This is a genomic window from Chloroflexota bacterium (genome assembly GCA_034717495.1).
Classification (GTDB): domain Bacteria; phylum Chloroflexota; class Anaerolineae; order JAAEKA01; family JAAEKA01; genus JAYELL01.
This window is the reverse complement of sequence record JAYELL010000106.1, coordinates 1-26293: the sequence shown is the minus strand read 5'-3', so window position 1 is coordinate 26293 and position 26293 is coordinate 1. Positions and strand designations below refer to the sequence as shown.

Genomic DNA, 26293 nt, shown 5'->3' with positions numbered 1-26293 from the left:
GATGCGATCGAAGTTATCGAGTTGCGGACGCCTGCTCTGGCGTTGAAGGATAATGAGTTGCTGGCGCAGCAGGGCGTTTTCGGCGACGAGCTCGGCCCGGCGACGAGCAAAGTCAGCGGTAGCTCCACCCGCCAGGGAAAGGGTGTTGGGTTTGAGCCAGCGTTTGAAGTGAAACTGCACGGCATCGAAAAATCGACGGCGGAATCGACGGACGTTTGATAGCATGTCGCTACTGCTCCCGTTTTGGAGATGTGAAAGCGGGAGTATAGCAGTTTGTCGCCTGCAAATCAAGCGACTCAAGTGCTCAAATCGGAACGGATGTGCCAAGTAGCCAGCACGGGAGTGGCGGGGAAAGGAAGCCCGACCGGTGCATCTCTCGACTGAACGAAAACGTGATGTTTATGATGCTGTGCAAAGCATTTGCGAATGGCGTCTGGGGCGTTCTCACGCGTTCTCAGAAGATGACAAGGTTTTCCCGCTCCCAGGGCAGCCTCTCTCGTTGGAAGAAGTCTCGGCCATCCTCAAGCGTCTTCGTAAATCGGTACGCTTTTGGCATAAGCAGGGAGGGAGTCAAGGCTATCTGCAATACACCGACAGGTTCATCCCGTAACCCCGGCTTGGATAGACCATACTGATGGTTGCCGACCTTCCCGACGGGGAGCGGCGCCGGGCGATCGAAACCATGAAGGAGGGAATAGAGACGATACTGAGCAAGGCTGAAAACGCCTCATACCGACAGGTGTCAGGCGAGGTTCTGGAGGGTAATGGATACGATTCCGGCGCGGTAGAATGGGAGGAAGTGGAGCAAGTAGAGGGTGGCGATAGTGGTGTAGTCGTTTCGCGGCGATTGTGTCGAAAGTGCCGTGATGGTACAATGTTTACAATAAAGCAACTGATTCTAAAGAGAACCGAGTGAATGTGAAATTGACAGATACCCACCCGGAAGCGGAAAACGTATGGCTGGATTTGCTGCGGCAGGCCCCACCGTGGCGCAAGCTGGCGCTGGTGGGGCAGATGAACGCCACAGTACGGCTGCTGGCAGTGCAAGGGCTGCGCCAGCGCTACCCCCAGGCAGACGAGAGTGAAATCCGGCGGCGGCTGGCCGGCCTATTGCTGGGCGAGGCGTTGGCCGCGCGGGTTTACGGTCCTTTGCCGGTGGAGACGACTCATGAGTGAGGTTTCTGAACCAATTGCGGTGACGCTGCTGGTCATTGATGCGCTGGAGTCGTTGCATATCCCCTACGTGATTGGCGGCTCCCTGGCCAGCGCGCTGCATGGCGTGGCCCGGGCCACCCTGGACAGCGATCTGGTGGTTGACTTGCAGCCCGGTCATGTCAAGCCATTGGTACAGGCGCTGCAAGAGGCGTTTTATGTGGATGAAATGGCCGTGCGTCAAGCCATCGAACGCCAGTCCAGTTTTAACCTGATCCACCTGGAGACAATATTTAAGGTAGATTTATTCATTGCCGGGCAGCAGCCATTTACTCAGGCTCAAATTCGTAATGCCCAAGCGGTTGTCGTCGCCACAGACCCAGAACGCACGGCACGCTTTTCCAGCGCCGAAGATACGATCCTGGCAAAGTTGCGCTGGTATCGTCTGGGCGGTGACAGCTCGGAACGGCAGTGGCGAGATGTGACCGGAATAATCACTGCGCAGGCGGCGCGGCTGGATTGGTCATACTTACAGCAGGGCGCTGCTGAATTAGGCGTGGCCGATTTGTTGGTTCGCCTTCAAGAGGATTAGTAGCCGCGGGTTCTTGCCGCGTTTCCCTTGAAAAGTAAACACGGCAAGGATACCGCGGCTACCATTCAGATGAATTTTGAGCTCATGTTACGCACCTGCCAAATACAGGGGTCAAATGGACATCCCGAGTGGCTCGGTCGGGCCCTTGGGCAAGCTCAGGATGGGCCCTTTGGCTGACGCTCACCCACTCCGGGGCGGTTCCCAGGGGTGTTTCGCACAGACCGGCCACAGCCATTGGAGCTTGTTGAAGGGGGCAGCATTTGACCCGATCGCACACTTCGACACGTGCACCTTCGCTGCGCTTCCCAATGACACGTGCAGATGTCGCTCCCTTCGGCCGCACTCAGTACACCTGCGCAGAGCTGCAGGCGCTGTGTGCAAACTGCGTAACTCCAGTCAATTATTCGACCCGGAAGCTATATTCCCCTGAGCCGATCTCTACCTGCACCCCCCCCCTCCGAAACGTCGACGCTGCCAACTCCCTCCTGGTCCCGCAACGGTCTCCCACCTTCGGTGACCTGATCAGCCGAGGTCGCCGGCAGCATGACGGTGGCCGTGGCGTTGGCCGGGACAGTCACATCGAGTTCAAAGCTATCATCGTGCAAGCGCCAGGAGGCAACGATTTGGCCGCGGATGGAAATAAGTAGACAAGGAGACAGGGAAAAAAGTAGATAAGGAAATAAGTAGACAAGTAGACAAGGGAGCCGATGCGCCTGTGAAATATCCGCATCGTTGTACCCATTGGCAGGCCGCTGGCATCGTGGTATACTCGAGTCATGGAGCAGTATCTCCTTGAAAGGTCAGCGAGGATCAGCGACCTCTGCGCCGGAGGTCTGCGTAAATCTTTCGACTACGCTCACCGTCAGGTGCCCTGGAGTGGGCAGGACAGGTCAGCGGTGAAATCGGAGAAAAACACAACCGCAAGATAAACGCAGATAAACGCAGATCAATCCAAAAAAAGATCAGAGATAATCTGCGCCGGAGGTCTGCGTAAATCAGCGGTGAAATCAGAAAAAAACATAACCGCAGATTACGCAGATGAACGCAGATAATTGCAGATCGGATATCAGAAAAGATCAGAGGAGAGCAGGGGTAGCAGCATGAATGAGGATACGCCGATCCTTTTTACGGTTTGGGAGACACCGGTGCGGGCCCAATCAGGTTTTGCGGCCGCGCTGGCCGCGGTATGGGCGTTGATGACCTGGTTGGCAGGACGTGGGAATCCCGGCCGGCCGTTGCCGCTTCGCCTGCTTGTCGGTTTTATCTCCATGCTGGCCGTTGTGAGTGCCGATGTCAGCCACGCCATGGCGCATATCATCAGCGCCAGGGCGGCCTATGCACCGGTGGACGAGATCCTGCTTTCCCACGGCATGCCGCGCACTATCTATTTCGACAACGACATTACACCCCAACAGCATCGCATGAGGGCGTTGGGAGGTCCGGTGTACAGCGGCCTGGCGTGTCTGTTGGTCCTGGCCTTGAGAAGACTTGCCCCGGAAGATACGATTTTCCACGAAGTTCTCGGCTACACAGCCCTGGCCCACGGCTTGATATCGGCCGGCAGCATGGCACCGCTGGAAATGGTCGATGGCGGCAGCATTCTCAAGTGGAGCCTGGTTGAGCAGGGAAAAACGGAGGAGGAGGCTGACCATGCCGTGCAGCAGGTGGCTAAGGGCTCGGGTACCGCTTTGACCGCGACAGGATTGGTGATCGCGGGCAGCCCGCATCGACTGGTGGGATTCGTACTGGCAGCAGGAGGGCTTATCACGATCATAGGTTCTCAGTGGCAGAGTCGTTGAGGAAGGATGGACAGCATGTGGCAAGACAGGTTGAACGGCGATTCGCTCTCCTGGCTGCTGGAGAGAGATAAGCAGAATCCGGGACCGCTCTTTTTTGCCCTGAGAGATCTGTTGGAGAGGCAGGCAGGGGACTCCGATCTCGATCAGGCGCGCCGGGCCATCATGCAAAGGGGCCCGGTTCCGGCGATCCTGGACGCGCAATACGCGGAGGGTTATTGGGTCAAACCAGGGGGAGGATATTCTCCCAAGTACCGGGGCACCACCTGGCAGATCAAATTCCTGGCCGAGTTGGGCGCCGATCCCGGCGATGAGCGTGTGCGAAGGGGGTGCGAATATGTACTGGATCACAGCATCGCCCCTAACGGCGCCTTCTCACTACTGCAGAAGCCGGTCAACAGCGGCGTGGTGCCATGTCTGAACGGCAACCTGTTGTACGCCATGCAGGAACTGGGTTTCGGCCAGGATGAGCGGGTGCGCCGTGCCCTGGAATGGCAGGCCAGGGCCGTTCTGGGAGAGGACATCGACTATCTCAAGTCGGGGACCAGCGGCCCGCTGTTTGCCTGCAGCGCCAACGAGGGCCACTCCTGCGGTTGGGGCGCCAACAAGGTGTTGCGCGGGCTGTTGGCGGCAGGGGAAAAGCAGCGCAGCCCTCTTATCGACCGGGCGATCGAAGCAGGGGCCGCTTTTCTGCTCAGCCGGGACCCAGCAGCCGCCGATTATCCCTATACCCAGCGGGTCAGTTCCACCTGGTTCAAACTTGGCTTTCCGTTGAGTTACTGGAGCGATATCCTGGAAACGGCGGCTGTTCTGGTCGATGCAGGCCATGGCGGCGACCCGAGACTGACAGGGGTTATCGAGCTGATCCTGGAAAAGCAAGATGATCAAGGCCGTTGGGCCCTGAAGAACTCACTCAACGGCAAGATGTGGGCTGATATCGAAAAGAAGGGCAAACCGAGCAAGTGGGTGACGCTGCGGGTGCTGCGGATGTTGAAGAAGCAGAGTAATTGTCAATAGCTAATTGCCGAGATCGGCGATGAAGTAGTATCCCCAGCCACCTTGGGCGATGCCAATGCCCACGGTTTTGTAGGCACTGCCCAGGATGTTCTGGCGATGGGGGTCGGCCCCGGGCGGTTCATTCCACCAGCGGTCGAAAGCCTGAGCGGCATCCCTCATATTGGCCCAGTTTTCGCCTGTCCAGGAACCCTGATAGCCGGCACGATCCAACCTGGTGCGCAGGCGAGCGCCATCGGAACCCACATGGCTGCACCAGCCCCGATTGGAACAATCCTCGGCATGAGCCTGGGCGGCCTGAGCGAGTTGCGCAGACCATGTCAACGGGGCCAGGCCATGGGCAGAACGTTTTTCGTTGAAACGGTCTACCAGGTAGGAGGCCCATTCAGCCAGAGCGGGTGGCAGTGTCGCGGCTGTGGACAGCGAAGGCGCACCGGTATCGGCCGTTATTCTGGCAGGGGGAGGACCGCCTGTGGAAGGGGGCGCAGCAGCCAGGGGACGCCAGCGATCGGGCAGGTCGGCCGGGGCTGCTGCAACCCATAGTTTTTGGCCCGGCTGGATGACAAATGGCGGCTCCAGGCCGTTATCCGCGGCCAGGGCATGCATGTCGATTCCATGGGAGATCGCGATAATCCAGACGTCGTCGCCAGGCTTGACCATGTATGCGTATCCAGTTTCAGGAGCTGCCTGGGGATGGGGAATGTCGCTTGGCCGCGTTTCCGGACTGTCGGCGGACACGGTCGACAGGGGTGAAACCGACAGGAGAACCATGGCGGCAAGCAGTGCCAGCGCCAGGGTTCGCGGTAGGGATTGCATGGGGTGCACTATAGCACAGGAGGGGAGGGGGGGCTAATTGTTGATTAGCTAGCTCCCTCCGTCAGAGGGGAGCCTGGGAAAATCGAGGAAAAAGGGCTCAAAGCGAACACCAAGATAGGGCATTTCGGGCACACCCGGGTTGGCGCCAAGGGCCACAGTGGTGGTTTGCACCGGCTGATCGATTCTGGCGTGGTGGACGAAGGTGACGCTTATCTGGTCGCCGGGTTGGTAGGCGCCCACCAACTCGGCCAGCCCTTGCTGCGCTGTTACCGGTCGACCGTCGACAGCCGTGATCAGATCGCCAGGTTGCAGGCCAGCCTGTTCGGCCGGACTATCGGGCGCCACTTCGACCAGCAGCGCTCCCTGGAAGTTGAGCAATTCCTGCGGTTCCGCCGGCCGCGGAACCTCCATGTCATCGGGGAATCGCTGCTGACGAGGAAAAACGGGCTCTGTTTCCTGCATCTCGATCAAAGCATGGGCGAACTGGTTTCGGGCAAGCAGGTAACCGCCGGTTGCGCCAGCCAGGCAGGCCATCATAGTTGTGATCAGAGCCACCATCACCGTAAACGCCAGCAGCAGCCATCGTAATGAATCGTTGTTGTTCATGGGTCTACTTCAGGATGTAGTAGGTTCCTCGTTTGACGCCGATCTTCATGACGACGCCCTTATCGGTCAGGTCAACCATGTCCAGGCGCAGGGTCTCAGCGGAAACGCTGGGGCAGAGTTGTTGGTACTCGCGGCTGGTAATTCGCCCCGATTCCTGCATATGCTGGAGGGCCCTCAACTGGCGTTCGTTCATGCTGGATTGCCAATCGCTGGCGCCGCTCACTCTGACGTGTTCCCGTTGGTTGCTGAGCGTCACGGCAAAGCTGTGGGGTGTGGCATTGAAGAGGGGTTGGGGGTGCCCGGCCTGAACCATGGCTTCGATCATCTTGTCGATGCCCAGGCCCAGCTCCTCGATATAGTTCCAGTGATAGAGGCCGTTGACGATGCGGGGATTGCGGCTGAAATGCTCCTCGACGATATTGTCGATGGTGATATAGCCGGGCAGCCCACCTGGACTAAGCACCTCAAGCCGGTCGTCAAACATGCGTATCTCGATGTGCCGGCCGCCCAGGCGATAATCGCGATGGCAGACTGCGTTGACCATGGCCTCACGCACTGCGATCTGGGGGTACTCGGCGCGTTCCTCGCGGCGCAAGCCCTTGACCACCGCCTCGATGCGCATTTCCTGCAAAAGGATTGCCCACGTTCTTTCGATGACCTGGGCCAGGGGGCCGGTGATTTCATCCCGGCGATGATAACCTGGAAGACCGCCTGGCCCGCGCAGGTCGGTGCCGCTGAAACGGACAAAGGTCAGGGTGGCCTGCGGCAGAAAGAACTGAGGCTCCAATCCAAAAAGAAGGATACCAGCCACCGTGGGGGTTCCATCGGCCGTGAGCGCTCCAATCTGGCGCAACAGGCGCTCCTGCGGGAGTTTGATCTGGCGACCCTGTTTGTCCTCCCGGCGGGCGATATAGTCCTGGATGACTGTTTGATCCAGATCATCCCGTTGTGCCCCGGGCACTTCCTGCATCTCGAAATCTCCGGAGGACTTTCCGGATGCCAGTTGTCGGACCTGCTCGCCGCCCAGCGGGCGGTTTTCCTGACCGCTGCGGATCAGGACCCGACCATCTGCCATGGCATGCAATTCAGTGGAACGGGGCACGCGTATTGCTGCCACTGTGCCGCCGGTGGTTTCCATTTGTTCCCATTCGGTGCGGATGGGTGGCCGGCACATGAGCAGAGCAGCGCGCAGCGCCTCCTCCATTTCATTTCCCAACAAGCCTTCTGCCGGCGTGCCATCGGATGCGATGCCGAGAAGGATCGTTCCGCCCTCAGCGTTGGCGAAGGCGACCAGCGTTTCGGCAAGGCGGTCTGCGTCTGGTTCGGGCAGATATTCGGTGTTCGGTCCTCTGGGAAACCTCGATAAGGGTGATTTCCGGGTCATTGTGGCAGCACTCTATTCCTTTCCCGGCGCCGGGGATTCGGCCAGATCCTCGTCCTGGTCAGACTCGCCTGTTGCCTCATGGCGAATGCGGGCACACGCGGACACGATGTCGCCCTTATCCAGGTTGACCATTCGAACACCGCGGGTAGCGCGGCCCATCTGGCTGACATCGGATACCTCCATACGGATGGCAATGCCCGACGATGTAATCAAGGAAATCTGGTCTGCCGGGTGGACGACGCGACCGCTGACCAGCGGGCCCGTCTCGTCCAGACGGGTGCGGTCTGTTGCCAGCACACCCTGGGTATAGCGGCTCTTGACCGGGTATTGGGCCAGGGGGGTGCGTTTTCCATACCCGTGGGCACTCACAATAAGGAGGTCGCACTCAGGCCTGACGACATCGAAGCCGGTAACCTCATCACCTTCCCGGAGGCGGATGGCCATGACTCCCGCAGCTGTGCGACCCATGGGCCGTACCTGCGTCTCAACGAAACGCAAAGCCCGTCCACCGGCGGTGACGATAATCAGATCGTCATCGCCGGTGGAAAGGCGTGCCCATCCCAACTGGTCGTCAGGTCCAAGATTCATGGCGATAATGCCACTTGAACGGATATGGGCGAATTGCTGCAGGTCGAGCCTTTTTATCCGGCCGCGAATCGTCAACAGGCTGATGTATTTGGCGTCGTCGAAATCGCCAACGACCACCAGGGAGGTGACGTGTTCATCGGGTCCCAGGTCCAGCACGTTGACCAGGGGCAGGCCGCGGCTGGTTCGACTTGCCTCTGGCAGATTCCAGACCCGGTCGGTATAGACCCGACCCATGTTGGTGAAGAAGAGCACGTGGTCGTGGGTATGGGCGTAGTAAAGGTGGGCGATCTCATCCTCGTGGCGGGTTGCCATGCCCCGGATTCCCCGACCGCCGCGACCCTGCGCCCGAAACTGTTGGGAGTCGGTTGATTTGACATAACCGTTTTGTGTGATGGTAATCAGCATCGGCTGATTGGGGATGAGGTCCTCTTCGCTCATGTCGCCGATGGCTTGCAGAGAGATCTGGCTGCGCCGCTCATCGTTGTAGCGTTGCTTGAGTGCCAGGATGTCTTCTTTGATCAGCGCCAGGATCTTGTGGGGGGATACCAACAGATCCTCAAGGTAATCAATCCGGCCCTTTACCTCGTCGTAGTCATCCTGTATTCGCTGCTGTTCCAGCGCGGCAAGTCGTCGAAGCTGCAAGTCCAGGATGGCCTGAGCCTGGATTTCGCTGAGACCAAAACGTTCCATCAGGGCCAGGCGGGCAGCATCGGCGCTTTCGGACTGGCGAATGGTGTCGATGACCTCATCGATAAACTCCAGAGCGATGAGATAACCTTCCAGAATGTGGGCGCGTTCCCGGGCCTTTCGCAACTCGTATCGGGTACGCCGGATAATGACTTCCTGCCGGTGCTCAACGTAGATGGTCAGTGCCCGTTTCAGGGATAACAACCTGGGCTCACCGTTCACCAGTGCCAGCATGTTGATGGCGAAGGTGGATTGCAGCGGGGTGAATTTGAAGAGCCGGTTGAGCGTTTTGCGGGGAGCTGCACCTCGTTTCAGTTCGATCACAATGCGCATGCCTGTGCGGTCCGACTCGTCCCGTAGATCGCTGATCTGGTCGAGCCGTCCGCTACGAGCCAGTTCGGCGATACGCTCCATCAGATTGGACTTGTTGAGCTGATAAGGGATCTCGCTAATGATGATGCGGAAGCGACCTCCCGGCATCTCTGAGATTTCCGCAACGGCTTGAAGGCGGATATGACCTTTGCCGGTCGCGTAGGCGGATCGGATGCCATCCTGTCCCAAAATAATCCCGCCGGTGGGGAAATCTGGGCCCTTGACGAACTGCATCAGCTCTTCGACATCGATCTCATCGAGGCGATGCCAGTTGTCGATGGTATGGGCGACCGCGTCGGCGATCTCTCCCAGGTGGTGGGGTGGGATATTGGTTGCCATGCCGACGGCAATACCGCTGGCACCGTTGATCAGGAGGTTGGGCAAGATGGCGGGCAGAACCAGCGGTTCCTCGAGGCTTTCGTCGAAGTTAGGAGCCCAGTCCACGGTATCCATATCGATGTCGCGCAGCAGCGTTTCGGCAATGCGTGCCATGCGGGCTTCGGTGTAGCGCATGGCGGCCGGGCTGTCACCGTCGACCGAACCGAAGTTGCCCTGGCCGTCGACCAGGGGATAGCGAAGGCTGAAGTCCTGGGCCATGCGGGCCATGGCATCGTATACCGCAGTGTCGCCGTGGGGATGGTATTTGCCCAGCACCTCGCCGACGATACGGGCAGACTTGCGATAGGGGGAGCCAGGCCGCATGCCCATATCGTGCATGGCATAGAGGATACGGCGCTGCACTGGTTTGAGCCCATCCTGTGCATCGGGCAACGCTCGCCGGACGATGACGCTCATGGCGTAATCGAGATAGGCAGCCCGCATCTCCTGCTCGATATTTATGCTATGGATCGTACCGGCACCATTGGCGCTGTCAACCGCGTCTGCGATGGGATCCAGGGTTTCAGGATCGGTCATGTTATGCTCTCACCTTGTCTGCTTCGTTGCTAGGAATGGCTTCGCCCGTGCTTTGGGAGGGAGCGAGGGCCGCGGCCTCAAGGTTAAACAAAGACGGGGCTGCTGGATCACTTGTGCAGCAGCCCCGCTACGCTTGGCGTGAGGCCAAACTACATTATATAGCAAAATGCCCAAATCTGCCAGTTTGGCGAGTTCAAAGTTGAAGGAAAAAGCGGGCTGCCAATGGGTGTTTTTGGGGGATACTACAACGGACGTTCTTCCATACATTGAAGACATTGAAGGCATCTTTTCAGAAGTTTTCGTTTGCTTGGAGAGGGGAAGTGATGTATTCTTATCCTGGTGCTTTCGTCGCCCACCGTTGGCCCGCTCGGACCCGGTTGAAAGAGGAAAATCGAGTTGAGTGAAATCCAGCAAGACTTTCCGGTCCGATGGCTCTACAGCCGCAGCCAACGTTGACCTTGTGATGTCGATCGTCGCTTTTTTTGCCCTGCGCCACATGAAACTCTTATCACGTTGGGTGGCTAAAAAAATATGGAGATCACTATGGAGATCACATGGAAGATACAATAGCTATCAAAGAAATCAGAAGCATATTACAGCAGTTTCAGAATGGGTACAAAGAGCGTGATATCGAAAAATTGGATGAGTTTGTATCACTTTTTGTTCAAAATGATGACATAGAATTAATTGGAATTGGGGCATCCGAAAGAGGAGGGGATGAGTGGTTTGAAGGAGTAGACAAAGTAAGAGAAATAATCCAATCTGACTGGGAATATTGGGGAAAGGTTGAGATAGAGGTGCCAGGCGCAAAGATAAGTACAAAAGGAGATGTTGCCTGGCTGACAACAGTGGGAACTTTGGAGCAAACTGATACATTTGACAAAGCCCTGCCACAGTACTTAGATCAGATGAAGAGAATAATTGAAGAAGAAAACAAAGATGCGGATGAGAAGTTATTGGAAGCATCTCATTTTGGTGTAAGAAGACTGAGAGAGCGATTGAAGGGTGTGGGATATAAGTGGCCGTTTGTGATTAGCGCAGTATTGACGAAAGAAGAAACACAATGGCGATTTCACACAATCCATTGGTCAATGCCTGTTGATTGATCCAAGAGAACAACTATTCTTTGAACGCGTGGAAGGTTTTCATTCTGTACTTCGCAGCGGCTCGATGGTGATGCAAAATGACACAACTAGAGTGTGAGGCCATTCTATTTGACCTCGATGGTGTTCTCATCGACTCCACGAGCTGCATTACTCGCCACTGGCAGGAATGGACTCGCCAGCACGGTCTTGAAATGGCTGCGGTGATGCAGGTGGCGCACGGACTCAGAACGGTGGAAACGATGCGGCTCGTAGCCCCTCATCTGGATGCCGAGAAGGAAGCGGAACGTTTCACGGCCATTGAGGTAGCGGACACAGAGGGTGTCGTGGCGATAGAGGGAGCATCACGAACATTGAACGGGCTTCCCAAAGGTGTCTGGACCATCGTGACCTCAGGCAGCCACGACCTTGCCAGGGCTCGACTGACGCGGGCGGGTTTGCCGGTTCCTGATACACTTGTGAGTGGTGATGATGTCAGGCATGGTAAGCCAGCGCCAGAGCCCTATCTTGTGGGAGCGAAACGGCTGGGCAAGGCAGCAGAGGAATGCGTGGTCGTAGAGGATGCCCCAGTGGGGATTGAGGCAGCGCGTGCGGCTGGGATGCAAGTGATAGGCATTACAATGACCCACTGCCGGGAAGAGCTTGAATGCGCAGTTGTCGTTGACCGGCTGTCTGCACTGCGCATTTTGGTAGGAGAGGCAGATCGCCTGGTGGTTCAGATAGAGTAGAAATTCAGCGCGCATGGGAAGAACGGCCAAATCGATCCCTGAAAGTGCAGCGGCAGGCTGATCTGGGTGATTACAGAAGTACCTTGTACTTTGTGAGATACGCACTCGATGCAAGTCGGCAATGTGAAAACAGCAAATCGTAATTCACTGACTGGTCTCGGTCTGACGCGCCCGTTAGCCAGCAGAAGCGCAAAAGTGCAAGAAGAATTTGCCAGACCACGAGATTGATTCGCATATTGATGAAGGCCGCACGGCGAGGATTTTTTTACTCAATTCACTCTACAGTATCCTGGAGAATGGCAAAGGGGTTGACGATTGAGATGAGGAAAAACAGGTTATGAAACGTTTCAAAAACATTCTCGTCGTACTTGATCATGAATCCGGTAGTGAAGCGCTCATCAAGCGGGCCGTGACCTTGGGCCAGAGAAACCAGGCCCGCCTGACGGTAGTATTTGTTATCAAGAAGGCGACTATGCTACATCAAGCTGAGCCGCCGGTGGTTGCTGAGCAACCTGTCATCGATATTATCGAGGAAATTCCCTGCGATACGCCTGTTCCGGTCACATCGAAATCACTGCAGGATTTTCAGGAGCGCATTCCCATCACGATTGAAGAATTGCCCCAAGATGTTCAAGAGTACATCATTCAGGAGGAACAGCATAACCTGGAGCAGATTGTCGCATCCATCCGGCAGACTGGAGTCCAGGTCAGCAGTAAAGTGTTGTCTGGATCGCCATTCGTCGAGATCATCCGTGAGGTATTGCGGGGTGAGCATGACCTGGTGATGATAAGAGCCGAAAGTCGGGGAGGCTTGAAGGAAGCTTTGTTTGGCAGGACAACTATGCACCTGATGCGCAAGTGTCCCTGCCCGGTCTGGGTCATGAATCCAGCCCAACCCAAACATTATAGCCACATCCTGGCTGCGGTCGATCCAACCCCCTTTTATGAGCAGCGGAACGCCCTCAATATTCAAATTTTGGATCTGGCGACATCTCTGGCGCATCGGGAGCGTTGTCGACTTCTTATCATCCATACCTACACGAGTACTTTGGAATCCCACGTGCAGAGCGGGCGTATCAATGTTCCCCCAAGAAAGTTAGACGAGTGGTGTCGAGAATATCGAGATACACATAGGCGTTCGCTTGAAGAACTACTGCGGCTATATGATTTAGAAAACCTGGAGCACCAGGTATATTTGTTAAAGGGGGAAGCGGGGAGATTGATCCCGGCTCTGGCAGCGGCAAAAGAGGTCGAACTCATCGTAATGGGCACTTTGAGCCGCTCCGGAGTCGCCGGCTTTTTCATCGGCAACACCGCTGAAAAGGTTCTGCGTCAGGTGGATTGTTCTGTACTGACCGTCAAGCCGGATGGTTTTATCACACCAGTTAAACTGGATGCATAGCCGAAGATAGATAGACATCATAAGGAGGAACTGATGACACACCTGTTGATGGTTTTCTTAGATGACCTGACGTGTATGCCTGATCTACTCCAGGCCTGGCGGTCGATCGGCGTACCGGGTGCGACGATCATGGAAAGTATGGGAGCATATCGGGCGGAATCCTGGCTCAAGCGGGTGGGACTTGGCGGTCTCGATCGCTTGTTCGAGGCCAAAGAAGTGCGCCGGCGCACACTCTTCACTGCCATCGAAGACGATGAATTATTGGCTCGGGCTGTTGCTGAAGCGGAGCGAGTTGTGGGTGGTTTTGACCGGCCTGACAGCGGTCTGTTACTGGTGTTGCCTGTGACCCAGGTGAAGGGTTTGAAGAAAGTGATGCCAAAATTGGATGAGCAGGCATTAGCGCCGGCTGTGTGGTCGAACTTTGACATCCTGCGAAACACTCCAGTTGAAGACGTAGCCGCTATCTTAGATTTGGAACCGACCGTTGTCGATGCGGACACTCCTCTGGAGGATATTGCCCCAAAAATGCTTGCCTATCCCAATGTTCACGTGGCATGCGTGGTGGCTGAAGATGGTCGGCTGGTGGGGTTGCTTAGATTGCGTGCTCTTGCTGACAATGTATTCTTCCATATCCTACCGGAAGAATTTCTCAGCGAAATCAGCGACTTGGATGAGGCGATGGAATTTGCTGACCGGAGTCATATGCGTACCGCTGCCGATGCCATGCAAGATCCCGTCTGGGTGAAGCAAGGGGAAACTGTCAAAGACGCGTTCAAACGCATGCATGAGAACAATTTGACAGGACTACCGATAGTGAATGATCTATATCGCGTGGTGGGATACATCAATTTACTGGAACTCTTGGCGACCTGCTGTAAGGAGGGTGAGGATGAAGTGAGCGGCAAGGATGAGGCACTTTGAACCAAACCTGGTTTGCTGCAGTCATTTTTCTGATCGCTTATGCTGTGATCGTCTCCGATAGAGTACATCGCACGATAGCAGCCCTATTAGGCGGGTTGACCATCATCCTTGTTGGCGTGCTTGACCAGCATCAAGCCTTCCAAGCGATTGACTGGAATGTCATCTTCTTGCTGGCAGGTATGATGATGATTGCCAATATGTTGCAGGAGACGGGTCTCTTTCAATGGATCGCCATCCAGAGTGTCCGGCTGGGAAAGGGAAACCCTTACCGTATCCTGGTTATTCTGGTGATTGTGACGGCTGTCACCTCAGCGTTGCTTGATAATGTGACCATCGTGATATTGATGGCGCCGGTGACCCTATTTATTACAGCCAGACTGGGGATCAGCCCACTGCCCTTTCTCATTGCTTTGATTCTGGCTTCCAACATTGGGGGGACTGCAACCTTAATCGGAGATCCGCCCAATATACTTATCGGCAGTGCCGCCGACATTGATTTTGTCACATTCGCTGCCAACCTGGCTCCAATCTCAATACTGATCCTGATCGCCTTTATCGGGCTGGCCTGGTTCCTTTTCAGGAAGGATCTACAAGGTGCTAAAATCGATCCGTCAACTATCGCGGCTCTGGATACCTCAGAATTGATCACCAACGGTCCATTGCTGCGTAAATCATTGGTAGTTATGGCCGGTGTGATCCTGGGTTTTCTACTTCACGGCGCGCTGCATCTCGAACCAGCCACCATTGCTTTGGCGGGTGCAACAGTCCTGATGCTGTGGGGAGGAATTGATCCCGATCACGTACTGCGAGAAATCGAGTGGACTGCTCTCTTCTTCTTCATCGGTCTGTTCATCATGGTGGAGGCATTGGTGGAAGTGGGGATCATCGAAGCTGTTGCTCAGGCCGCACTGCGCCTGACGGATGGTAACCTTCAGATGACTTCAATGTTGTTGATTTGGCTTTCGGCTGTTGCCTCTGGTATTGTGGATAATATCCCCTACACAGCTACGATGATCCCAGTGGTAGAGAGCCTGGGACAGGCCATGCCGGTGAGTCCGCTGTGGTGGTCGCTGGCTTTAGGCGCCTGTTTGGGGGGTAACGCGACACTTGTAGGTGCCGCGGCCAACGTTGTCGTTGCCAACCTATCTGAAAAAAGCGGGCATCCAATAAGCTTTGGCCTTTTCCTGCGCTATGGTGTCATAACTACACTTCTATCGCTGGTACTGGCCAGCGTGTACGTGTGGGTACGCTACTTATAGAGAATCAATACATGACACGGTTGCACTTCCGGGGCCTTCTGTTCAGCGACAGCCGTCCGCAAGATCACCCGACCCGAGAGTCTGTCCCTGATCGAGAACAACCGGGCATTTCAAGAGATGCTAACCGATGATGTTGAAATTTCCTGGATGGGCGCAGCTGTTTATAGGCCTGAGTTATTGCCGTATGCTCTTTACGCTTCAAACTGGAAAGATCGCATCGAAGCTAGTGGGGGCACAGTGGGCGAAAAGCGCGTTGGATAGACGTTGGGCTGGTCTCATCCAGCGCGCATGGGAAGAACGGCCAAATCAATCCCTGAAAGTGCAGCGGCAGGCTGATCTGGGTGATTACAGAAGCGCAAAAGTGCAAGAAGAATTTGCCAGACCACGAGATTGATTCGCACATTGATGAAGGCCTCACGGCGAAGACTTCGGGTGGTCAAGTCGTTGCGGGGAAGCGGAGTTTTCGATCAGGATGAAATCTCATTGAGCTTTGGTGAGAGAGAGTTTCAGGAGCCAGTATCGTCGTCGTGGGGAGGAGTTTTGCGCGGTAGCGGGAGTCTCACAAAAAGCAAGGGGGCGTGAATGATTATGATCGTTCGGCAAACATGGCAGATCAATTTCGCTAATTCAGAAAAAAAATGAGCGAACGCTTAGTGTTAGGCACCGTATTAAAAAAGGGAGGATAAACTATGACAAATGTCAGTGACACCGGTGATCGTGTAACGAAATGGATACGCCGGATTGCACGTATTTGGTCCTCTCCGATCATTGTTTACTCTCTGCTAATGTTTACCGGCTATGCATGGAACTGGGTGACAATCGGAAAAGCAGACCCGTATTCGGTGGAGGGCTATCCTCTCGTGGAAGCACTACCGCCAATCCTGATGTTTCTGAGTATCCTGGGATTAGGTATCGCCTGGCGTTGGGAGGGATTGGGGGGAGCGATTACCCTTGTTTTCCTGTTAGCAACGTTTTTGTTGCTTCTAATTCAAAGACCGACCACTCATGATTTCCATCGCTACGCGATCCCTTATTTTTTGGTAGTGGTGATTGCCATTCCTGGAATACTGTTCTTGGTATGTTGGTGGCGATCGAGAAGGATTCCAACATTTCAGAACGGTGCCTAAATATCGCATCGAAGCATGGCGTCGTCGCCCATTCCGAGGCCTTGGGAAGGCTGGTCAGGCGTGACGGAGTCTTGGTAACGGCCCTTTGTCCCGGCGGTATTGATACCCCACTGTGGAATGATGAAAACCCATATCCTCATGACGAAAGTATAATGATCCAGCCGGAAGAAGTTGCAGATCTCATTGCCTACATCCTGGCACAGCCAAAACGCACCTTGTTCAAAAATATTATTTTCGTACCGGTTGTTGAGCGGGGGTGAAAACATCCCCGGCATTCAACGATAATGTGGCCGCCCAACCCCTAATCAACCGGACTTGGTTTCGCCGATGATGGTCGCGGCGCGACTTGCCAACTCAGGTTACAATATTCAGCGCAACCATACTCGAGATTGTTTTACATAAAAGGACGCCAGATTCTGTCGAACCTGGCGTCGCAGATGACTTTGAGGATACGAAATGGTATCCGTATACATCATCAACCCAGACCATGCGAACATGGGCGAGGCGTCTCAAATCCTATGAGGAAATCCCTTCTTGACCAAAATCGCAAAAGAAGAATCTGCGCCTAACCCAAACTGCAGCTGACCCGGCTACGCCGGAGGCAAAGCGGTGCGATTTACAGGCGTTTAGCTCTGGTTGCGCACCGGTGTCGCCACTCATTTGATGTCCAGTAATTCCAAATATGACGCAACACAGCGCAGGAGTCTAGCCTGTGCGAAGCCCCCTTTAGGGTAAGGCGGCTCGTCAGTTGTGTTTGCGCAAGACTAACCCGGCTGAAGCCTAGACTCCACTGCATATTTGGAATTGCTGTTTCATGTTTTGACGACTTCCCTATACTAGACTTTAGACAATAGGCTAGTAGCCTGGCGGTGGCCAGGCTCTAGCAAAGACCTTAACAATCGAGTTTCAAGCGACTTTTCGAGCCGTTTTGGCTGAATCGGCACCCTTTTTGACGACGGCATAACGCTTGGCCCTGGTTCGTTTGCGGCCTTTGGGCCAGCCAGGCGATTTTCCGCGAGTTTGAGGAGGTGCAGCCGGTGTGCCAATCTGGGCGAAAACCGGGGCCAGGCCTAGCTGGACCCGTCCTGGTGTCAGTTTGTCAGGAGGCTGGGCCGCTTGCCAAGGCAAAGGCAGGTCAGAGACCAGCGGTCGGGCCAAGTGAAGCATCCACTGGGCCAAGGTTACCAGGTAGGTCCAACGATCACCAATCTCTGGGTCGTGGAACTGAGGCCGGGTCCAGAGCAACTGCTGTTTGCGCCAACGGATACTGGGTTCCACGGGCCAACGATGCTGGTAATAGATCCACAGATCGTCGGCGGGCAAGTCTGGCCCGATCCAGCCCAGCCAGAGCGGTTTCGGCGGGTGGTTCCGCTCCATGTGGACCTGGACGCACAGCACGGTGAAGACCGTGTTGGTATCTTCCCGAGCATGGAGACCCTTCCAAAAACGGATTTCCACTTGACCCCATTTGGGATGTTCCAGATTCACCAACTGGTCAGGCTCATGCCAGGTGTCTGGTTCTTTGAAGGCAAAGCGGTCACCATGCACCCTGGGGCGTCCCCGACCTGAGTACGCTCCTGGTTCCCGGTACAAGACCCGATCACACCGCATACGTACCAAGAGGCCGCAGTTCAGGTCCCGCAATGGTCCCAGAAAGCGATGGTTGCCATACTTGCCGTCAGCCACAATGATGTGAAGACAAGAGGCCAGAACCGCTTGACGCAGTTGACAGAGATCTCGCACTTGAGTAATGCCCATCTCCACGGCCGTCTGCTGGCTACTGATGCGTTCGATGTCGACGGGCAAGGCCCAACTGCTACCTACCTATGGCATCCAAGCCAGAATCGAGTAGGGATAGCCTACCACGATCGAACCACCATCAATGGCCGGCGTCGGACTGTAGACGTATTGCCGGTCAGGCAGCGTCGGCGCCTGGGATCGCGGCCATGCCGTGCCGTCCAAACTGAAGAGTTGGCATCCTTGCGTCGGTACCTGATCCATCAAGTATCCACGTAACCAGGTCACGTCTTGCTTACCATCTTCTACCGCTGCATAGATACTGGGCCAGCGACGACGAAACACCGGTGACAAACTCAACTCCGGAAAGGACCGGGCCTGGCGACTGAGCAACAACGCATCGACTAGCTCGAACTGGGCATCTCCCTGCCGCGTCAGAAACGATCGATACACCGCTTGACGAAACTCGATTAACCTGTTAAGCTGCTGTTGGGTGAGATTGGGATTTTGCACATCTCCAGTTTCCCACCCTTTGGCGGCTTGTGCAAATCACGAGCTGCCTTTATCGTTTATCTAAACTCGAGTACTCAGGCTCGGCAGGAAAATGACTTGTTTGCGCTCAGATCAACCACAGATTGCGCAGATTTTTTTGTTTGAATCTGTGTCAATCGGCGAAATCTATGGAAAAACCGGGACTGCCTGAGCTGTTACCTGGATGCGACGAATTTTGGAACTCAGGAGATATTTCAAGCGTCAGCGAAACTCCATTCATGACTGAGAGGAACCTAATGAAAAAGAGCTACACAATTCCTTATCGAGAAACGGACCACGGCGATTTTGATGCTGAGTGGCCGCCCCACAGGAAAGTATCCGGCTGGTGGTACATTACGGGTTACCTCAGCGACCCGGAGCACCCTGAACGCCTATACTCCTACCAATACACCTTGCTGCGGGCCAGGATTTTTGGAGTCACGGCAACGGTATTGCAATTAGCCTTTACCGATTTCACAACAGGCCAGCATTTTTTCAAGCAACAGTTCAGTTTTCGAGAACGAAAGTTTTTTGAGGACGAAAACAGCCTTCAATTCCCGCCGCTCGCTCACTTACAGAGAGGGGCGGACGATATCAGCCTGACCGTGCAAACAGATGAGTTTTCACTCGATCTCAACCTCGATTCTGGCAAAGGCGCATTTTGGCACGGCGATGATGGCGTTCTGGTCATGGGAGAGCCAGACGATCCCATCCAACGAACGGTCTATTATTCCTACCCTAACATGCCAACTGCTGGCGAAGTGGTTCTGAACAACGCCGCAGGAGAAAAAACGGTATTGAAAGTGACCGGAAAATCGTGGTTTGACCGGCAGTGGGGGCCTTACGAAATAGCGAACCCTGCCACTCACTGGGAATGGTTCTCCCTGCGCTTCTTTGACGACGAAGAGGTGATGCTCTTTGCCTTTCCCCAGCACCCCTATTATGATGGGACATATATCGACAAAGCGGGCAACAGAGAATTGGTTCGCAATTACATATACACGCATAAAGAACTCGTTGAAGTGGAAGGATTTGTCTTTTCAAAGGGCTGGGATTTGGAAATGCCCGGCATCAAGGAAGAGCGTTACGAAATACGCCCCATCATGGATGGACAGATGAACCTGGCCTATTTTGAATTGCTGGCTGAGATCATCAATCCCCGCGGAGAGCGCGTGGGATATTGCTTTGTGGAGCTCCTGCCGGGGGTGAGAAATCCGGGTAAGAAGATCAATTTCACGAAACTCTTCAAGCGGGTATGAGTGTTTTGCTCCGGTTTGAGCGGCTCCCGGATCCCTGACGGAGCCAATCCTCGGTTGCGCCTTCTATCTATATCTGCCGCTGGTGCCAACGCAAACGCCATGAATGGTCCTGTGTTCCAAACAGGGGGACGAGCAAGGGATCGCCAGGTGTCGTGCTGATCGTCGGCGCTTTTCGACTTCTCCACGCTTCCTGGGGTCGCTCTGCTGGCGAAGGTGCTCCCGCCGCAGCCGCCAGGCGGGTGAAACGCAGGCCGTCAGGTTGCTTGTAATGGACTGTTCATTACAGGTTGAATTGAGAAAAAGAAATGAATACTATATGTATTGCCAAATCGCCACATATTAGATAAAATGCGGGTATGAGTTCTCGGAAAAGCTCAAGTTCTGAGTGGGACCCAGCCAAGAATCGAATCAATGAGGAAAAACATGGTGTTGCCTTCTATTTGGCACAGTATGCCTTTGCTGATCCCAACCGTGTGCTACCGGAAGACTTGACTCAAGGCAGCAACGATGAGTTGCGATATCACTCCGGGGCGAGGCCGAGGTCGTGACGCTCGGTCAACTGCTGTTCTTCTCCGCTTTTGAGGGAGACGCACGGGTACTTGATCCAGAGAACAACCTGGCTCTCAAGCTCGCAGATCGAGGGGGGCAGTTGCCGTACCAGACGTACCAGATCATTGAGATGGAGACAACCTTCGCAGTGGAATGGAACGCGCAGTATGCTCTCACCGGCAGTGGTTTTACCGTAATGGATCGAGAGGGGAAGGTGACGCTGTTCCCTACGTATCCGCTGCAACAAATTCAGGATGGAGAAAGGCAAACCCGCCGGCGGATTCGAGAGCCAAGCTACCGTCGCTCGCCCTCTGGCAGGCCTGGCGACATCTCTCGGCTCGTTGCACGAATTGATGCTTCTTTTTCCTCTTCTTGGCTTTGGCCTCTTTCTTTTCTTCCTCGGTTCGTATCACTTGCTCCACTCAGGATCGGTGAAGAACTCTCATTCTGTACATCAATCAACGATAGGGCGAAAAATGCCAGACCAGGAACAGGTTTTCCATTGACGCGTGCGGACGATCCCAAGTAAAATAGGTGACACCATACGTGTTGTTGGTTTATCGTCACAAAGCTGGCAGATGTTTATCACGAGGTTGGACTCAATGAGTAACTCGGAACCATCAACACCGAATATCCTCATCCAGACCAAATTGGCGCGGCCCCGGCTGAGCCGTGATTTTTTGCCGCGCCCACACTTGGTGCAGCGCTTAGAGAATGGCCGTCATCGCAAGCTCACCCTCATTTCCGCACCGGCCGGGTACGGTAAATCCACGATGGCAAGCGTCTGGTTGGAGGTGTGCGATTGCCGGTCGGCGTGGTTGTCGTTGGATAAGCACGACAACGACTTCAGGATATTTCTAAATTATTTCATTGCCGCTGTCCATACCTCTTTCCCAGATTGCTGTTTGGAAACCCAGATGTTGCTGAATGGGCCACAACTGCCATCGCTGGAGTATCTGGCAACGACTCTGATCAACGAATCGGTCGTTTTACCGGAGCCTCTTATTATTGCTCTGGATGATTGCCACCATATTCAGAATAAAGATATTCACCGACTTCTGGACAATTTGATTCAATATCAATCAGAGAAATTGCATCTGGTGATTATCACGCGCCAGGATCCGCTGTTAGGCATTGCGGCGCTGCGCGCAAAGGGCCAATTAACCGAAATTCGACTCAATGATTTGCGCTTTGACCGGGAAGAAGTGCAGCGGTATTGGCAGACCACATGTAATGAAACGCCATTGCCAGATCTCTTGGATGGTCTCACCAATCAGACAGAAGGGTGGGCAGCCGGATTGTATCTGGCTTCACTGGCCTTCCAGGGGCGGGGCGATGACGCAGGCTTCCTGAAAACATATGGCGGGACCCATCAGTATGTCATGGGCTACTTGACGGATGAAGTTCTGGCGCGGCAGCCTGAGACTGTCCAGTCATTTTTGCTGCGCACATCCATTCTCGACCGCTTCTGCGCCCCCCTCTGCGACGCTCTATTGGAATCGGCGGATACTAAGGGGGTAATGGCCGAGTCAGGCGCCAGCCAGGATATCCTGAAACAGTTGGCGGAAACCAATCTCTTCCTCATCCCCCTGGATCATGAAGGTATGTGGTTTCGCTATCATCATCTGTTTCAGAATCTGTTGTTCCATAAGTTGAGGACCGGGACGTCCAGCGAGCAATTGGCTTCCCTCCATGCCGCGGCCGGCGTTTGGCTGGGCGAAAATGGGCATGTCGAAGCAGCTTTGGATCACTTATTGGCTGTGAACGAAACGTCCGAAGCTGTGGCGCTGGTGGAGCAGCAACGCTACGCGTTGTCGAACAATACCCAATGGCAACAACTGGAACATTACCTGCATCGATTCTCGCCCGCTGTGATCGAGCAGTACCCGGAATTGCTGATGTTGAAGGCCTGGCTTTTGTATCATCAATGGCAATGGCCAGAAATTCCTGTTATCCTGCAACGGCTCGAGCAACTTCTGCCGCAATCGGCTTTGAGTCAAGAGGAGATCAATCATTTTCAGGGTGAGATCAGCGCCCTACTTAGCCTGATGGCTTATCTGAGGGCCGATCCTCAAGAAGCCATTGCCCATGCGGAACGATCCATTCAAACAACCAGACGTGAATTGTGGATCGTGCGTGTCCTGGCCCGGAATACTCTGGGCGCGGCATTACAAATGACAGGTGACTTGAGCGGGGCCTATGCCGCCGTGTACAGCGGTTTTGAAAAAGAAAAAGTGCGAAGCAATGCCTTCAAAGCGACTTTGTTGATAGCCGCCTGCACCCTCTATTGGGTGGCGGCAGACTTGCAAGGACTTGCGCTGGCAGCCGAGCAAAGCTTCGCGCTCAGCCAGAACGCGAAATCCCCGGAAATGCGAGGGTTTGCGTCCTATCACCAGGGAACTGTGGCCTACCAAAAGCACGATCTAAACTTTGCAGAACAACATTTCTCTGCCGTAGTGCGTCAACCCTACCTGAATTATGGCGATGTCTACGCTTACAGTGCGTGTGGGCTAGCGCTTAGCTATCAGGCGCAAGGCCGACCAGAGGAGGCGCGAGCGGTGGCCGAATCGGCGATTGCGTTTGTGCTGCAGACCGGCAACACTACATTGCTGCCAGTTGCCCAGGCGCTACAGGCGGAATTAGCCCTGAGGCAGGGACAAATCACCACGGCCAGCCAGTGGGCGTCTCAATTTACAACACCGCCCCCCATGGAGCAAATGTTCAGATTCTATGCCCCCCATTTTACGCTGCTCAAGGTCTGGCTGGGGCAGAACACATCTTCCAGCCGCCAGCGGGCGGGCGGCCTGTTGGGCCAGCTCAAGGCATTTCTTGAACGAACCCACAATACACGTTTCTTGATGGAGACGCTGGCTTTTCAGGCGCTACTGGATGATGGGGAAGGCAGGCGGGGGGATGCAGTTACTGCGCTGGGGAAAGCAGTAGAGTTGGCCGAGCCAGGGGGGTTTATCCGGCTTTTTGTGGATTTGGGGCCACAGATGGCGCGCTTGCTGGCCAAACTGCCCCTCGAAAACGCAGAAACACAGCGCTATGTGTCACAGATTCTGGCGGCTTTTTCGCCGGTGGCGCCGAAGGCGACAGATGCACATGGTTCAGCAATCGCCAAACAGCCCTTGCTGGAGCCGCTGACCGACCGCGAGATGGACGTGTTAATCCTGTTGGCGCAGCGACAATCGGATAAGGAAATCGCCAGGCAATTGGTCATATCCTATCACACCGTACGTACACACATCAAAAACATCTTTGCCAAGCTGGAAGTCCGTACCCGCCGCCAGGCCACCGTGCGCGCAGGGGAGCTTGGCCTGGTCCGCCCCGAAAAAACCCCCTAATTTACCCCCATTTTCTGGGGATGTGTGATTGCCCAAAATCTTCTATACTGGAATACGTAGGAGAAGACACATTCCAGCATGGAAGTATGGCATGTATGACAAACGAAGTCTCCGTCTTTTCACATTAGATACGCCGGCAACTTATTGTATTGTGGTGCGAGGGCGCCTTGATCGCAGTTGGTCTGAGCAACTGGGGGGCATTGCTATTCATAACACGTCTGAAGCGGATGACGCGCCATCAACTACCTTGATCGGGAAGCTTGTCGATCAGGCGACTCTGTTTGGCGTCCTGAATGGCCTGTATGGTTTGGGTTTCCCTTTGTTGTCAGTAGAGTGTACGTGCGTCGAACTGCCGCATCAGGTGTGAATGCCATGTCCATAGATAGAATTATTTGAATGCCAAGCCCCTGCAACAAGTCACATGAACATCCGTTCACTGCTTTTCGAAGTCGTTGTTGTTTTTCTCGTAACTTTTATTGTCGCCATCCTCGTTACATTCCTTTGGAATACCATACGCCACGGCGTGAACACGGTTGACTGGGACACAGCGTTTGTCTTAGCAATCATCTTTGGAATTGTGCTGCCTCTTGCCGGTCGAGTGCAGAAGAGAAAAGAGTAGGAACGGCAGGCAATATCCTGTCATTTTAGCCGTTAGGCGACTTACGAAAAATAATTGGAGGATAACCAAGGAGAGATGATGAAAACCACACGCCAACTCAAGAAAAATAGTCACTGGATATGGCTTGCTATTGCCGTGCTGCTCATGATGCTGCCATTGTCGGCATGCAAGACGACGACTCCTACGTCGACACCGCCCGAAGCCAGCCAGCCATCCTACCGCTGGGGCGAGGTCGCGGATCGCATCTGGGTGTTGGTGGGCTACGGCGACGCGCTTAATCCAACAGTCGTGGAAGAGGGCGCCGTGATCACGGCCATGTTCAGCAGCGTCGAACCGCAGGTCAGCGGCTCGGGCGGCTGCAACAACTACTTCGCCGGTTATAGCTCCGACAACGATGGAGGCCTGACTATCGACGGCCCCATCGGGACGACAATGATGGCTTGTGAACAAGGCGGCGAGCAGGAAGCGGCCTATCTGGTGGCCCTGGAAACCGTCAGCGGCTACGAGATCAACAAACAGGGCCGCCTGGAACTGGCCTATAGTTCGGGCCAGTCCTACGAGGAAAAGCTGGTCTACGCCCCCGGCGAAACGCCACTGACCGGCACGACCTGGCAACTGGTCTCTTACGGCGATCCGAATGATTTGCAGCGAGTGGCGGAAGGCACGGCGGTGACGGCCATATTCTCTCCCGAAACCGACACCTCCGGCACATTGGCTGGCAACGCCACCTGCAACGGCTACACAACCAGCTACACCCTGGACGGAGATAAGATCACGGTCGGCCCCACCGCCAGTACGCAAACGAGTTGTCCCGCCGGCGCCAAGCAGGAAACCGCTTACCTGGCGGCTTTGGGTTCGTCGCAGGCCTACGAGATCGTCGGCTCCAACCTGCGGATCACCGTTGACGGCGGCCTCCTCAACTACACATCCCTGAAGCTGCCGCTGGAACATATCCTGTGGCAGGCGGAGATGATCGTGGGTGAGTTGGTGCCGGCAGATGTCGCAGTCACCCTGCTGTTCACCCCAGATGAAAAGGTCGGAACCGGAACCGTGAGCGGGAATGCGGCTTGCGGCGTCTTCAGAGCCGGTTACAAATCCCAGGAGGGCGATCTCTCGATTACCGGACGGATGAACACAAGCATGGCTGACTGTCCGGGCGGATCACTGAACCAAGTTCAGCGATGGTATCTGCAAACGCTATCGACGGCCAGCGGCTACGAAATCCTCGGCGATCGCATGGTCTTGAACACGCGCGAGGGCGACATCGTCTTCGCCGCCGATCGGGAACCGCTGGTGGGAACGACCTGGACGCTGGTGTCGCTGGGCGACATCGGCGACCCGCAGCCGCCTGTCGAGGGCAGCCATTTCACGGCGCAATTCAGCCGCCTGCCCAACCTGCCCTCTGGTGTGGTGGAGGGCGAGACCGGCTGCAACGACTACAACGCTATCTACACCGCCAACCTGAACGAGATCAAGATCAATCTGCCCACTAAGAGCGATAATGAAGATTGCCCCTGGGGAACCGGGAACTACGAGGTCGAGCAGCAATTTTTCCTCGGACTGAATGCCGCCACCGAATACCGCATCATCGGCGACATTCTGCAAATTCCTTACGGAGAAAAAGACGCCAGGCAGATGCTGAGCTTCATCGCCACCCCGACTGAGGTGGCTGAAGCGCTGGATCTGTCTCCGCTGCACGATACTTTCTGGCATCTGACCGATATCGGCGATGGCGCCGTTCTGCCCGGAACAGAAGTCACCGCCAAGTTCGCCATCGACCAAGGCGGCG

General features: G+C 55.1%; 24 protein-coding genes. 17 read left to right on the top strand and 7 right to left on the bottom strand.

Annotated elements, in window-relative coordinates; all coding sequences use genetic code 11:
- A partial coding sequence (locus U9R25_18930) for an integrase (protein MEA3337969.1) occupies positions 1-225 on the bottom strand: 225 nt, incomplete at its 3' end.
- A 409-nt stretch (positions 226-634) separates the two neighbouring features.
- Here U9R25_18930 and U9R25_18925 point away from each other — a divergent pair.
- The 5 genes from U9R25_18925 (at position 635) to U9R25_18905 (ending at position 4557) form a co-directional block, all read left to right on the top strand.
- Positions 635-916, top strand: coding sequence for a hypothetical protein (locus U9R25_18925; GenBank protein MEA3337968.1), 282 nt, complete (start codon positions 635-637; stop codon positions 914-916).
- Positions 913-1176 carry a hypothetical protein gene (locus U9R25_18920; protein ID MEA3337967.1) on the top strand — a complete coding sequence of 88 codons (264 nt, stop codon included), beginning with the start codon at positions 913-915 and terminating at the stop codon, positions 1174-1176. Before U9R25_18925 ends, U9R25_18920 begins: the two co-directional genes overlap by 4 nt.
- Positions 1169-1744, top strand: coding sequence for a hypothetical protein (locus U9R25_18915; protein MEA3337966.1), 576 nt, complete (start codon positions 1169-1171; stop codon positions 1742-1744). The genes U9R25_18920 and U9R25_18915 overlap by 8 nt, the downstream gene beginning before the upstream one ends.
- Before the next feature lie 1100 nt (positions 1745-2844).
- Positions 2845-3543: a hypothetical protein gene (locus U9R25_18910; GenBank protein ID MEA3337965.1), complete on the top strand. Its 699-nt coding sequence runs from the start codon at positions 2845-2847 to the stop codon at positions 3541-3543.
- Positions 3544-3558: 15 nt separating this feature from the next.
- Entirely contained in the window at positions 3559-4557 is a 999-nt protein-coding gene (locus U9R25_18905; protein MEA3337964.1) for a nitrogen fixation protein NifH, read from the top strand.
- Here U9R25_18905 and U9R25_18900 read toward each other — a convergent pair whose 3' ends face one another.
- Genes U9R25_18900 through gyrA form a run of 4 tightly spaced genes read right to left on the bottom strand, consistent with a single transcriptional unit; the run spans position 4558 to position 9922 of the window.
- Positions 4558-5370 (bottom strand): CAP domain-containing protein, encoded by an 813-nt coding sequence (locus U9R25_18900; GenBank protein ID MEA3337963.1) that lies wholly within the window; start codon positions 5368-5370, stop codon positions 4558-4560.
- A 48-nt stretch (positions 5371-5418) separates the two neighbouring features.
- Positions 5419-5976, bottom strand: coding sequence for a PDZ domain-containing protein (locus U9R25_18895; protein MEA3337962.1), 558 nt, complete (start codon positions 5974-5976; stop codon positions 5419-5421).
- A 4-nt stretch (positions 5977-5980) separates the two neighbouring features.
- A complete protein-coding gene (locus U9R25_18890; protein ID MEA3337961.1) occupies positions 5981-7360 on the bottom strand; it encodes an ATP-binding protein in 1380 nt (459 codons plus the stop codon).
- Between the two features lie 12 nt (positions 7361-7372).
- Positions 7373-9922, bottom strand: coding sequence for a DNA gyrase subunit A (gene gyrA / locus U9R25_18885; protein ID MEA3337960.1), 2550 nt, complete (start codon positions 9920-9922; stop codon positions 7373-7375).
- 554 nt (positions 9923-10476) lie between these two features.
- Here gyrA and U9R25_18880 point away from each other — a divergent pair.
- The 7 genes from U9R25_18880 to U9R25_18850 all read left to right on the top strand — a co-directional run bounded on the left by U9R25_18880 (position 10477) and on the right by U9R25_18850 (position 16722).
- Positions 10477-11028 carry a nuclear transport factor 2 family protein gene (locus U9R25_18880; GenBank protein ID MEA3337959.1) on the top strand — a complete coding sequence of 184 codons (552 nt, stop codon included), beginning with the start codon at positions 10477-10479 and terminating at the stop codon, positions 11026-11028.
- Positions 11029-11105: 77 nt separating this feature from the next.
- A complete protein-coding gene (locus U9R25_18875; protein MEA3337958.1) occupies positions 11106-11753 on the top strand; it encodes an HAD family hydrolase in 648 nt (215 codons plus the stop codon).
- A 337-nt stretch (positions 11754-12090) separates the two neighbouring features.
- Entirely contained in the window at positions 12091-13155 is a 1065-nt protein-coding gene (locus tag U9R25_18870; protein MEA3337957.1) for a universal stress protein, read from the top strand.
- A gap of 33 nt (positions 13156-13188) precedes the next feature.
- A complete protein-coding gene (locus U9R25_18865) occupies positions 13189-14076 on the top strand; it encodes a CBS domain-containing protein (GenBank protein ID MEA3337956.1) in 888 nt (295 codons plus the stop codon).
- Positions 14073-15335: an ArsB/NhaD family transporter gene (locus U9R25_18860; GenBank protein MEA3337955.1), complete on the top strand. Its 1263-nt coding sequence runs from the start codon at positions 14073-14075 to the stop codon at positions 15333-15335. Before U9R25_18865 ends, U9R25_18860 begins: the two co-directional genes overlap by 4 nt.
- Before the next feature lie 689 nt (positions 15336-16024).
- Positions 16025-16462: a hypothetical protein gene (locus U9R25_18855; GenBank protein ID MEA3337954.1), complete on the top strand. Its 438-nt coding sequence runs from the start codon at positions 16025-16027 to the stop codon at positions 16460-16462.
- Positions 16463-16533: 71 nt separating this feature from the next.
- Positions 16534-16722, top strand: coding sequence for a hypothetical protein (locus tag U9R25_18850; GenBank protein ID MEA3337953.1), 189 nt, complete (start codon positions 16534-16536; stop codon positions 16720-16722).
- A gap of 646 nt (positions 16723-17368) precedes the next feature.
- Here the strand turns inward: U9R25_18850 and U9R25_18845 are convergent.
- Together U9R25_18845 and U9R25_18840 are read right to left on the bottom strand one after the other, a co-directional pair.
- Positions 17369-18268: a transposase gene (locus tag U9R25_18845; GenBank protein MEA3337952.1), complete on the bottom strand. Its 900-nt coding sequence runs from the start codon at positions 18266-18268 to the stop codon at positions 17369-17371.
- Positions 18269-18286: 18 nt separating this feature from the next.
- Positions 18287-18712: a transposase gene (locus U9R25_18840; protein MEA3337951.1), complete on the bottom strand. Its 426-nt coding sequence runs from the start codon at positions 18710-18712 to the stop codon at positions 18287-18289.
- Positions 18713-18879: 167 nt separating this feature from the next.
- Here U9R25_18840 and U9R25_18835 point away from each other — a divergent pair, with 167 nt between their 5' ends.
- The 5 genes from U9R25_18835 to U9R25_18815 form a co-directional block, all read left to right on the top strand.
- Positions 18880-19989: a lipocalin-like domain-containing protein gene (locus U9R25_18835; GenBank protein ID MEA3337950.1), complete on the top strand. Its 1110-nt coding sequence runs from the start codon at positions 18880-18882 to the stop codon at positions 19987-19989.
- A gap of 356 nt (positions 19990-20345) precedes the next feature.
- Positions 20346-20537: a BrnT family toxin gene (locus tag U9R25_18830; protein ID MEA3337949.1), complete on the top strand. Its 192-nt coding sequence runs from the start codon at positions 20346-20348 to the stop codon at positions 20535-20537.
- Positions 20534-21067 carry a hypothetical protein gene (locus tag U9R25_18825; protein MEA3337948.1) on the top strand — a complete coding sequence of 178 codons (534 nt, stop codon included), beginning with the start codon at positions 20534-20536 and terminating at the stop codon, positions 21065-21067. The genes U9R25_18830 and U9R25_18825 overlap by 4 nt, the downstream gene beginning before the upstream one ends.
- A gap of 73 nt (positions 21068-21140) precedes the next feature.
- Positions 21141-23885, top strand: a complete 2745-nt coding sequence (locus U9R25_18820) for a LuxR C-terminal-related transcriptional regulator (GenBank protein ID MEA3337947.1) — start codon at positions 21141-21143, stop codon at positions 23883-23885.
- A 694-nt stretch (positions 23886-24579) separates the two neighbouring features.
- Positions 24580-26293, top strand: a 1714-nt coding sequence (locus tag U9R25_18815) for an META domain-containing protein (protein MEA3337946.1), incomplete at its 3' end; no start/stop codon positions are given.

Excerpts from the sequence above, each read along its gene's own strand:
- U9R25_18925 (MEA3337968.1), top strand. The coding sequence starts at position 635 with ATGGTTGCCGACCTTCCCGACGGGGAGCGGCGCCGGGCGATCGAAACC.
- U9R25_18915 (MEA3337966.1), top strand. The coding sequence starts at position 1,169 with ATGAGTGAGGTTTCTGAACCAATTGCGGTGACGCTGCTGGTCATTGAT.
- U9R25_18910 (MEA3337965.1), top strand. The coding sequence starts at position 2,845 with ATGAATGAGGATACGCCGATCCTTTTTACGGTTTGGGAGACACCGGTG.
- U9R25_18905 (MEA3337964.1), top strand. The coding sequence starts at position 3,559 with ATGTGGCAAGACAGGTTGAACGGCGATTCGCTCTCCTGGCTGCTGGAG.
- U9R25_18900 (MEA3337963.1), bottom strand. The coding sequence starts at position 5,370 with ATGCAATCCCTACCGCGAACCCTGGCGCTGGCACTGCTTGCCGCCATG.
- U9R25_18895 (MEA3337962.1), bottom strand. The coding sequence starts at position 5,976 with ATGAACAACAACGATTCATTACGATGGCTGCTGCTGGCGTTTACGGTG.
- U9R25_18890 (MEA3337961.1), bottom strand. The coding sequence starts at position 7,360 with ATGACCCGGAAATCACCCTTATCGAGGTTTCCCAGAGGACCGAACACC.
- gyrA (MEA3337960.1), bottom strand. The coding sequence starts at position 9,922 with ATGACCGATCCTGAAACCCTGGATCCCATCGCAGACGCGGTTGACAGC.
- U9R25_18880 (MEA3337959.1), top strand. The coding sequence starts at position 10,477 with ATGGAAGATACAATAGCTATCAAAGAAATCAGAAGCATATTACAGCAG.
- U9R25_18875 (MEA3337958.1), top strand. The coding sequence starts at position 11,106 with ATGACACAACTAGAGTGTGAGGCCATTCTATTTGACCTCGATGGTGTT.
- U9R25_18870 (MEA3337957.1), top strand. The coding sequence starts at position 12,091 with ATGAAACGTTTCAAAAACATTCTCGTCGTACTTGATCATGAATCCGGT.
- U9R25_18865 (MEA3337956.1), top strand. The coding sequence starts at position 13,189 with ATGACACACCTGTTGATGGTTTTCTTAGATGACCTGACGTGTATGCCT.
- U9R25_18855 (MEA3337954.1), top strand. The coding sequence starts at position 16,025 with ATGACAAATGTCAGTGACACCGGTGATCGTGTAACGAAATGGATACGC.
- U9R25_18835 (MEA3337950.1), top strand. The coding sequence starts at position 18,880 with ATGGAAAAACCGGGACTGCCTGAGCTGTTACCTGGATGCGACGAATTT.
- U9R25_18830 (MEA3337949.1), top strand. The coding sequence starts at position 20,346 with ATGAGTTCTCGGAAAAGCTCAAGTTCTGAGTGGGACCCAGCCAAGAAT.
- U9R25_18820 (MEA3337947.1), top strand. The coding sequence starts at position 21,141 with ATGAGTAACTCGGAACCATCAACACCGAATATCCTCATCCAGACCAAA.